Annotated in this window: 8 protein-coding genes and 2 pseudogenes; 5 read left to right on the top strand and 5 right to left on the bottom strand. The window is 70.6% G+C overall.

Annotation, left to right across the window (positions count from 1 at the left end; all coding sequences use genetic code 11):
* A partial coding sequence (locus BT364_RS38245) for a transposase (RefSeq protein WP_177328403.1) occupies positions 1-190 on the top strand: 190 nt, incomplete at its 5' end.
* A gap of 151 nt (positions 191-341) precedes the next feature.
* On the opposite strand, the gene BT364_RS38250 is transcribed toward BT364_RS38245, so the two are convergent.
* Both BT364_RS38250 and BT364_RS38255 read right to left on the bottom strand, forming a co-directional pair.
* Entirely contained in the window at positions 342-1319 is a 978-nt protein-coding gene (locus BT364_RS38250) for a NaeI family type II restriction endonuclease (RefSeq protein ID WP_072489739.1), read from the bottom strand.
* 214 nt (positions 1320-1533) lie between these two features.
* Entirely contained in the window at positions 1534-2028 is a 495-nt protein-coding gene (locus tag BT364_RS38255) for a GNAT family N-acetyltransferase (RefSeq protein WP_107408412.1), read from the bottom strand.
* A 19-nt stretch (positions 2029-2047) separates the two neighbouring features.
* Between BT364_RS38255 and BT364_RS43870 the strand changes: the two are divergent.
* Positions 2048-2275: pseudogene (locus BT364_RS43870) on the top strand (RidA family protein); the annotation flags it as partial.
* 75 nt (positions 2276-2350) lie between these two features.
* On the opposite strand, the gene BT364_RS38265 reads toward BT364_RS43870, so the two are convergent.
* Positions 2351-2719: a S1 RNA-binding domain-containing protein gene (locus BT364_RS38265; RefSeq protein ID WP_072489741.1), complete on the bottom strand. Its 369-nt coding sequence runs from the start codon at positions 2717-2719 to the stop codon at positions 2351-2353.
* 155 nt (positions 2720-2874) lie between these two features.
* A complete protein-coding gene (locus BT364_RS38270) occupies positions 2875-6309 on the bottom strand; it encodes a S8 family serine peptidase (protein WP_079179861.1) in 3435 nt (1144 codons plus the stop codon).
* 233 nt (positions 6310-6542) lie between these two features.
* Here BT364_RS38270 and BT364_RS38275 point away from each other — a divergent pair, with 233 nt between their 5' ends.
* Positions 6543-7094 carry a SigE family RNA polymerase sigma factor gene (locus BT364_RS38275; protein ID WP_072489742.1) on the top strand — a complete coding sequence of 184 codons (552 nt, stop codon included), beginning with the start codon at positions 6543-6545 and terminating at the stop codon, positions 7092-7094.
* On the top strand, positions 7091-7897 hold the full coding sequence (locus BT364_RS38280; protein ID WP_072489743.1) for a hypothetical protein: 807 nt from the start codon (positions 7091-7093) through the stop codon (positions 7895-7897). Before BT364_RS38275 ends, BT364_RS38280 begins: the two co-directional genes overlap by 4 nt.
* 191 nt (positions 7898-8088) lie before the next feature.
* Here BT364_RS38280 and BT364_RS38285 read toward each other — a convergent pair whose 3' ends face one another.
* Complete coding sequence (locus BT364_RS38285; protein WP_072489744.1) at positions 8089-8583, bottom strand: GNAT family N-acetyltransferase; 495 nt, start codon at positions 8581-8583, stop codon at positions 8089-8091.
* A gap of 487 nt (positions 8584-9070) precedes the next feature.
* Here BT364_RS38285 and BT364_RS38290 point away from each other — a divergent pair.
* A pseudogene (locus tag BT364_RS38290) lies at positions 9071-9498 on the top strand (hypothetical protein); the annotation flags it as partial.

Genomic DNA, 9498 nt, shown 5'->3' on the forward strand with positions numbered 1-9498 from the left:
CCTGCTGCTGAACGGCGAACTGGCCACTGCCGAACCGAAAAAGCTCCGCTACCGACTGCTGCACGTCGCCGCCCGCCTCACCCGAGGCGGGCGGCGCCTCCGCCTGCGGATATCGGCGACCTGGCCATGGAGAAACGAACTCGCCGACGCCTTCCATCGCCTTGCCGCGCTGCCCCGACCAGCCGGCTGACCGACAACCCCCTGCCCGCCCACGACCCGAAGGACCCTGGAGAACCCGACCACCGCGCCGGGCCTCCGCCATGCCCAAACAGCCAAATCACCTCGCCCACCCGGCGGCTGACGATCAGCGACGACTCATCACCCCAACCGAAACGGCGAGGCTAAGCGTTCTCGCTCCTGCTCTCCTGGGCATCTGGCAGCTGCGGTGCTGCTTCCACGGCATCGCCAGGCTGAGCCACGACCCAGAGCTCCCCGCCAATCTCAGCCTGTGGGCGACCAACGTGTTCAGGCCGGGCGCGTACGACGCGGTGCGCGACGAACTCACCCTCCTCTGGTACCGGACCACCGAGAGCCCTGGCTACTGCCCTGTGAGGCTGGTAGTCGCCCAAGATGATGATTCCCTCTGGGCGAAGTGCAGGCCGTGCGCGCCCTTTGCTCCCTTCGCGTACACGTGCCATGTAGTCAAGCTGCTGAGCAGCAGTGCGCACCACACCGCGGCCGATCCGCTTCCCGTGGACGGAACGGAACAGTTCGCGGACGCGTGTCTGCCCCTTTTTCTTGCCTGGGATGAGGATGCGTGCCCGTGTTGCCGGGTCGAGGTGGAGCAGGACGTTCTCCGGAAGCATCGCGTCCTTCCAGAGCCAGATGATCTTGTTCCGGTGCTCTGCCTTGATGGTGAACTTCATGTCCCGGTTGGTTCCGCCATTGAGCCATTCGCGCTTGATGCGCAGCAGGCCGGCGCTCCAGCGGCTCTGGTAGTCATCTGCCCAGACGAGCAGGCACAGGTGTCCTTCCGCTTCGGGCGGAATCATCCAGGAACCGTATGTCTGGGAGTACTTGCAGTCGACATCGATGCCCTCTATGCGGTAGTCCATGTCGATTCCGTCCTCGAACTCGAACTCACGCTGCAGGTTGATCTCGACAAGAGTTCCTGCATGCGTCTTCTCGGTCTTGAACAGGGTCTTCCAGTCGTACCGGCCGGTGGCTTCACCGTTGAGCAGCTGGTCAATGGTGTCGCGTAGCACACGGGAGAAGCGTGTCCCGTTGGGGTCAAGCTTCATCAGGTGCTGGTGGGCAAGCATGAGCTCGGGATCGTCGCAGACTCCAGGCGTCGGCCCAGGGAGTTCAAACAGGGTCACTCTGCGTTCCTTTGCGAGACAGGAGAAACGTGATGGTAAGTGTCCTGACTCCCAGAGCCCACGTGGAGTTCCCTCGGGGCGAAGTCGCGTCAATGAAAACGTTGTTGGTGTGCCGGAGTCCCTTGCCTGGAACCGGAGCAGGCGGCGCGATGAGTCGATTGCGGATCCGGTTGGCGAAAGTGCTGCCGCTGATCGGTGGGACCGTGGTTCCGCGTCAGGCCTGGGTCGCTGTGCTGCGTACGTAACCGAGTCCCGGCTTGCCGTTCAGCTGGACGTCCTCTTCTGCGGGGGCGAAGCCCGTGCGGGTCAGGACCGTGCGGGAGGCCGTGTTGTCGAGAGCGGCTGCCGCGCGGAGTGTGGTCAGGCCGTATTCGGTGGCTGCCAGGGTGCAGAGGTGGAGGACGGTGGCCGTGGCCAGGCCTCGGCGGGCGGCCTTCTCGGCCATGCGGAACCCCAGCTCGGCGGCGCCGTCCGCGACGTCCACCAGGTTGAAGCGGCCCAGGACCTTGCCGTCGGTGTCTACCAGGACGTGGAAGTGGCAGAGTCCTGCGGCCTGTTCGGCGAGCAGGGCGGCAAGGCGGGCGTCGAAGTCGGTGAAGTAGGCGTCGCCCCGGTCCGGTACGGATGTGGAGAAGTATGTGCGGTTCTCCTGCTCGAATGTGAACAGGGCGGTCGCGTGGTCGGGGCGGAGGCGCTGGAGTTCGGGTATGGCAGAACCATTCAATCGGTCCTTCGGCAACCTGCGCATCGCGCTCGCCGGTGTCGGTCTCGGCTTCGAACACGTTGTACGGCTCGGCACGTACATCGTCGACCATGACCTGGAGAAGCTGGAGATCCTCGGCAAGGCGCTGCACGGCGCCTGGGCGGACCGGCTGCCCGCCCAGACGCTCAGCGGGGTCGCCTCGCTCGCGCTGCCCGGGATGCTCTTCGAGATCGACGCGGTCGCGGTCCGTCCGGCCGAGGGACCCGAAAGCCAGGAGCGTGGGTCGGGAACGGGCAACGGCCATGCCGGGCTCGGGACTGAGCAGTTCCTACGGAGCTGATGGCTTCGGGCCTTTGAGCGCTTTGCCGATTTCGGATGGCCAAGTGGGCCTGTATCGGGCAACGAAGTCGGCGAAGTCCTCGCACAGGTACTGCGGATCAGCCGGCTTCAGCCGTACCTGCGGGTGATCACTGTGCACCCACCAGACCTCGAAGTCGGTCACAGTCCCCTCGACGGGCCAGTCCTCGCTTCGCCCGCGAGGCAGAAGCACGACGTCGACGAACCCTTCGACACCGAGGCCGATGTCCACGAAGACACCGATCACCCCGGGCTTGGGCACCCGGACGACTGTGCCCGTGAGGACCTGACCGAAGCGCAGCTCACCTTGAATTCGCTCCCACTCCGCCTCCGCCACCATTCGTGCATCCTCGTACGAGCAGCGGCCCGGACGGAAGGGCCCGGTGCGAGCTTCGGCTCGCGCCGGGCCCAACATCTGAATTCGCCATCGGCGTCGGTGTCTGCCGGGGCGGCTCAGGGAGTGGACGGTGTGTTGCCCGGGGCGGTTCGCCGCGGTCAGGGGGCCAGACGGTAGGCGCGCAGGATGGTTTGTTCCACGGTGCCGCCGTCGGTGCTGCGTGCCGTGGCCTTCAGGGAGACGAAGGAGCCGGACCCTGCGGGCGGGGTGATGGTGACGCGATGGCTCGCGGTGCCGTCCGAGGTGACCGGGGCGTCCTGCCATGTCGCGCCGTCGTCGAAGGAGACCTGCACGGTGAGGCTCCTGGTCCGGGACGCGGCGGCGCCGGCCTGCCGTTCCACCCGTGCGGTCAGTGTGTGCTCGGTCCGGGCGGTCCGGTTGGTGGTGTCCACGGGGGCGATGAAACGTACGACATCAAGTGGCAGCGCGTCGGTGTGCACCGCGCCGTCGGGGCCGGGTGCGACCGCCGCGGAGCGGAAGGTCCATGCCGTCTCCACTGTCGTCGACAGCGACGCCCACGGCTCCTCGCGGGTGGTGCGGGCGGTCAGCCGGTAGGTGGCCGCGTCCTCGGGGACGGCGAAGGTGGCCCTGGGGGAGTTGCTGGAGCCGAGCTTCTGGCCGTTCTTCGCCAGGGTGATGTGCACGGTGTCCTGCAGCCAGTCGGGCATCGGGCCGCCGTAGTGCCTGGGGGCCGCGTCGCTGAACAGTTGCGGTTCCGCGCTGATGGTGCCGTCACTGGCGCGGCCGATCGATGGCGCGTCGTTCTTGACGGGCGCCAGGCCCGGGCCGATGACGGCGGCGTTCCACCGGTCGGCGCAGGTGCTGCCGGCCGTGCACGAGACGATGCCGGTCTGGGTGACGGGCAGCGGTACGTACTCGCCACCCCCGCCATTCTGCTGGCTGAAGTACGTCTCGCGCTGCTGCCCGCGCACGGTCATGTACTCGGTGCGTGCCGCGGGCAGCGCGAAGTCCGGTTCGGCGATGCTCATCCCGCCCAGACCGTTCTCGGTGGGCCAGCTGGACGTGCTGCCTGCCGTACCGGGTCCCTGTGCGTAGTAGTCGTTCTTGACGGCGGCCAGGTCCTTGCGGGCCAGGCGGAAGGCCGGGTCGGGGAAGGAACCGGTGGTGAGGAGCAGCAGGTCGTAGTGGTCGGGCAGGCGTCCCTTCGGTGCCTGCGCGCCGTTCTGGATGCTGCGGACGTAGAAGTCGAGCGTGCCGTCGGACACCTGCTTGCCGGGTACGGCGTAGAGCCGTCCGGGCCTGCCGAGCAGGGCGCCCTGGTCCGTGCACGTCTCGTCCCCGGCCGGGCGGTAGCAGTAGCCGGCCGACAGCGAGTAGGGCTGCGCCCCGGGGTCCGGGACGGCGACGGTGATCGGCTTGCCCTGCCGGGCGTCCACCGTGCGTCTGCTGTCCTGGCGGATGTCCATCTCGGGCTGGAGGAACATGGTCGACGTCGGTGCGGCGCCGTCGCTTCCGGGCGTGACCAGGGTGCCGCCGAGGTTGTAGCGGCCCTCCGGCACGCGTGCGGTGGCCGTGCCGTCGTCGAAGGTGAGGCGGAACGTCCTGCCGTCGGCGAGGTTCGTCAACTGTACGGAGGAGAAGCCCTGTTCACGTGAGCCCGGGCCGAGGGGCGCACCGTTGCGGTCGACGGCCTCGACCGTGACCTGGCGGTGCACGGCCTCCTTGGTGACCGCGAAGGCCGGGCCGGTCACCACGGTGCCGTCCTCGGTGGTCGAGGTCAGACGGCCGCTGAAGGAGGTGCCGGCCGCCGCGGCGCCCGGGTCGATGGTGACCGTGGCCTGGGCCGTGCCCCCGGCGGGGACGGTCAGACCGGTCGGCGACACGGTGAGCAGACCCTTGGGTCCCGGCTCGCCGGCCCGGCCGGTGGTGGTGGCGGCCACGTCGAGGGAGACCTTCGCCGTGCCGGTGTTGTGGTACGTGACGGTGCGGGTGACCGGTTCGGTGGCCTTCGGGTCGGTGAAGTACACGCCGGTGTCCTCGGCGGTGGCGAACACGCTCTGGGCGGTGGCCCGCGCCACGTCCAGGCGTCCGGCGCCCTGCTCGTACGCACTTTGCCCGGCGATCGGCTCTGCCGAGGAGGTCAGTGCGGCCTTGAGCTGCGGCCCCTTCCAGTCCGGGTGGGCCTGGGCGAGCAGCGCGGCGGCGCCGGCGACGTGCGGCGTGGCCATCGAGGTGCCCGACAGGGCGGTGTAGCGGTCGTTGACTGTGTTGTTGCCGCCGGTGCCGGCTGCGCGGGCCGCGACGATGCCGATGCCCGGTGCCGTCAGGTCGGGCTTGACCGCGTGATCGCCCAGGCGCGGCCCCTGGCTCGACAGGCCGGCGAGCGCGTCGTTGCGTTCGACGGCGCCCACGGTCAGTGCGGCATCGGCCGTACCGGGTGTGCTGACCGTACCGGGGCGTCCGAGGTTGCCGGCCGCCGCGACGAACAGCGTGCCGTGGCTCGCGGAGAGGTTGTCGACGGCCTGCGAGAGGGGGTCGGTTCCGTCGGTGACGGCGCCGGACAGGCTGATGTTGACGATGGGCGCCCGCGCCGCGGCCCACTCCATGCCCTGGAGGACCCACGACTCCTGCCCGCCGCCGTTGTCGTCGAGCACCTTGCCGACCAGCAGTTCGGCGTCGGGGGCCATGCCCCGGTAGCGGCCGTCGGACGCGGTGCCGTCCCCGGCGACGGTGGAGGCCACGTGCGTGCCGTGACCGTCGCCGTCCGGGACGGCGCCGCCGATGGCACCGTTGCCCTGTGTGAAGTCCGCCGACTCGCCGATCGAGCCGGAGAAGTCGGGGTGCGTGGAGTCGATGCCGGTGTCCAGCACCGCGACCTTCACGCCCTTTCCGGTCCAGCCGGACTTCCATGCCTGCGGCGCCCCGACCTGGGCCGTGCTGCGGTCCAGGACGGCGCCGACCTTGCCGTCGAGCCACACCTTGGCCACGCCCGGGGCGAGGGCGGCCGCCGACTTCCGCTTCGATGCGGCGGGGCCCCACTCCTTCCAGACCTGGGACACCCGCTTCTTGTCGGCCCGCAGCGCGGCACCGTGCACGCTCGCAAGGGCGCGCACGGCCGGTGCCCCGGCCGGCGGCTGCGGAGCGGCTCTCCCGCCCGCTGCCTTGTCGTAGGTGACGATCAGCGGCAACTGCGGGCTGTGGGCGTCGTCGTACCCCTGGGCCACGAGCCCCGTGATGTCGAACAGTCGTGGGTCCAGGTGCCCGGCGCGCAGCGGCGCCACGGCGTCCTGCGGTACGAGAGACACCGAACCGCCGGAGCCCTGCTGGGTGAACGCGATGTCCTCGCGCCCGGGGCCGGGCCGTACCGTGACCACGGACACCGTGCCGTCGGCGCCGACCCGGGCGGTGACCTTGTCGCCCGTGATGAGCGTCATCTGCACCACCGACCCCGCCCCGGCCGCCGTGGCCGCGCGGGGCGGGGCCGCCCCGGCGGGCGGTGCGGCCGCCGTACCGATCAGCAGTGCGCCCAGCACGACGGCGGTCGGCGGGCCTGCCGTACGTATGCCTCGCATACGTGTCCTCTCAATCGCGTGGCCCCGCGGGAGCGTCCGCCCGTATCGCGGGGGCGGACGCTCCGGACGCGGGCGCCGGTCTTCTCCATGTCTCGACAGGCACGACGGAGCGGGCCGGGCGCGGGGAGGTCACCGGGCGTCAGAAAAAAATGTTCGGAGAGATCTGGCGGCTCGTGACATCCCCGCACCCGGCCCGCTCCGTCGAAGGGGGCAGAGACGAACGGAGGCACGCATTGCGTACCGGTGACCTGGAGGAATTCCGCGGCTTCGCCCAGGAGCGGCTGGTGCACCTGCGCCGCACCGCCTACCTGATGTGCGGTGACTGGCACCATGCCGAGGACATCACGCAGACGGCACTGGCGAAGCTGTACTCCGTGTGGGGGCGGCGACGCCAGATACGGAACCTGGAGGCGTACGCCCACCGCGTACTGACCCGGGCCTGCGTCGACCACATGCGGCGGCGCTGGCGTCGCGAACAGCCCTCCTGCGTACTGCCCGACCGCGCCGAGCCCTGTGCGGACCCGGCACTGGGGCTCCAGGTACGCGCCGCGCTGGCCGTCCTGCCGCCGCGGCAGCGGGCGGTGGTGGTGCTGCGCTACTGGGCCGATCTGGACATCGCCGCGACCGCCGCGGCCATGGGCTGCTCCACCGGCACGGTGAAGAGCCATACCGCGCGGGCACTGACCCGCCTGCGTTCCCTCCTGGGAGACGACGCGGACTCCGACACGTTCGGGGCGTTCGCCCCTCCAGCCGATTCCACTCGAAGGAAGGTCGTACTGCGATGAACAACCACGATGTCAAGACCCTTCTGGAGGCCGGGCTCCGTGACGAGCCGCCTCTGCGGACCAGCGTCGACACGGCGGTCGCGGCCGGACGGCGCACCCTTGTCCGCCGCCGCGGAGCACTTGCCGGAGCAGGCCTGACCGCAGGGGCGGCGGTGGCCGTCCTGGCACTGGTCACGCCCGGCGCCGGTCCGGGCACGACCCCGTCGGCCGCGGCCGACCCGCTCGTCGGCCCGCTGGTCCCCGCCGCGGCCGGCAGCGCGGCGCCGCAGACCCTGCGGCCCGACGCCTTCGGGCCGGGGACCGAGCACACGACCCGGTGGAGCAGCAAGCGGCTCGCCGACACCCTGGTCGGGCTGCTCCCGCCGGGGAAGGCGACCGTCCGGGAGGGAGACTTCCCCGGCCGGACCTACCGCGTGCAGTGGGACAGCGGCACCGGCCCGGTGGAGTTCGTCGGCGGAGCGGAGTACACGGCCAAGGCCCCGAAGGTGCCGCTCTGCGCGAGCATCACGATGCCGAAGGTCGCACCCCGGCCGGGTGTGCCGGCTCCGCGCGACACCGCCCCGGCGAGCGACTGCCAGGTGGTCGAACTCCCCGACGGCGCACGGGCGGAGGCCGTGACGCTGCGGTTGCCCCGGGACGGACAGCCGTCCTCGTACGTCCGGGTGCTGCGCATGGACGGCCGAACGGTGACCCTTCAGCAGTGGGCCGGCCGGCCGGGCGCGAAGGGGACGCGTGACGCGCGGTCGCAGCTGGACACCACCGCGATGCTGAAGATCGCGAACGACCCCGCCTGGAAGTTCTGACCTGCGGCATGGCCCCGCCCCGGCCGCTGCCGGTGCGGACCGGGGCGGGACCCGGGGCTACGTCGACAGGAGGCAACGGGGGACGGGGCGCGGTGTGTGCGGGGCGGCGCGGCGGGGACCGGTGCTCCGGGCACCCGAGCCGTCGCCCGGAGCACCTCCGGCGGACCGCGTTCCTCGGACCTCCGCGCCCCTCAGACCTCGCCCGTCGTACTCCGTACGTACCCGAGCCCCGGGCGGTCGCTCAGCAGGATTTCTTCTCCGGTGGGGACGAACCCCGTGCGGGTCAGGACCGTGCGGGAGGCCGTGTTGTCGAGAGCGGCTGCCGCGCGGAGTGTGGTCAGGCCGTATTCGGTGGCTGCCAGGGTGCAGAGGTGGAGGACGGTGGCCGTGGCCAGGCCTCGGCGGGCGGCCTTCTCGGCCATGCGGAACCCCAGCTCGGCGGCGCCGTCCGCGACGTCCACCAGGTTGAAGCGGCCCAGGACCCCGCCGTCGGTGTCGACCAGGACGTGGAAGTGGCAGAGTCCGGCGGCCTGTTCGGCGAGCAGGGCGGCAAGGCGGGCGTCGAAGTCGGTGAAGTAGGCGTCGCCCCGGTCCGGTACGGATGCGGCGAAGAACGCGCGGTTCTCCTGCTCGAACGTGAACAGGACGGGCGCGTGGTCGGGGCGTAGGCGCTGGAGCTCGGGCATGGCAGAACCTTACGGATTTCCGGTCGCTCGGTGGATTTGTTTTGTTCGTGCGGCTCCGGGGGCGGTGGACGTGTGGTTTCCGGGAACGGACGCCCGGCCGCCCACCCGTACAGCGGGCGCTGCCCGATCAGGCAATGCGCCGGTGCCGTAGGAGTCGGTGGGCCCTGCACCCGAGCGCGGTGCGCCTGTCCTGCGTACTGCGCGGGTGCTGCGCACACCCTGGGACGGCGACAGGGCACATGCGCGGCCGGGAGGGTGGATGAAGGCGGTTCCGGAGAAGGACCCTGTCTCCGCATCCGGCCGTGGGGGTCCACCCCGTCAGGAGAACGTGACAGTCACGCCCGAAGTGTCACGTTCGCAAGCACCCCCACCCCGTCGGCCGTCCGGGGAGCGCCCCGTCCCGGACCCGCGCGGTCTTCAGCGTCTGCAGCGTGCGGCGGGGAACGCGGCCGTGTCGCGGCTGGTCGCACAGCGGTATACGGCGCCGGTGAAGCCGTCTCCGGCCCATGCGCCCGGTTTCCGCAAGGTCAAGGCGGATGTGGCGGCGAAGAAGGTCCGCCTGGCCCATCACGCTCCCGCCGCCACCGAGTCGAAGTCGGCACAGGACGCGGCGGTGGCGCCCCCGGATGACAAGGAGGCGCAGGGCAAGGCGGCCAACGCGGAGAAGATGAACGCCGCGAAACCCGGTGAGTTCAACAAGCAGGCGTTCATCGACGCGGTGAACAAGGCCATCGACGCCCAGGCCCCGAAGAACCTCGACCACGCCGACAAGTTCTCCAAGTCCGGCAAGGCCGATCAGATCAAGGACGAGGTCGACGGAAAGGTCAAGGACGGCAAGGAGTCCTCGGCCAAGGACATCGACACGGCGACGAAGGCCCCGCCCGATACGTCGGCGGCCAAGGACAAGCCCGTCAC

It is taken from the genome of Streptomyces atratus, assembly GCF_900119365.1.
GTDB classification, from domain to species: domain Bacteria; phylum Actinomycetota; class Actinomycetes; order Streptomycetales; family Streptomycetaceae; genus Streptomyces; species Streptomyces atratus_B.

What these genes read in the sequence shown, in the direction of transcription:
- BT364_RS38265 (WP_072489741.1), bottom strand. Translation starts at nt 2,719, where the DNA reads ATGGTGGCGGAGGCGGAGTGGGAGCGAATTCAAGGTGAGCTGCGCTTC.
- BT364_RS38270 (WP_079179861.1), bottom strand. Translation starts at nt 6,309, where the DNA reads ATGCGAGGCATACGTACGGCAGGCCCGCCGACCGCCGTCGTGCTGGGC.
- BT364_RS38280 (WP_072489743.1), top strand. Translation starts at nt 7,091, where the DNA reads ATGAACAACCACGATGTCAAGACCCTTCTGGAGGCCGGGCTCCGTGAC.
- BT364_RS38285 (WP_072489744.1), bottom strand. Translation starts at nt 8,583, where the DNA reads ATGCCCGAGCTCCAGCGCCTACGCCCCGACCACGCGCCCGTCCTGTTC.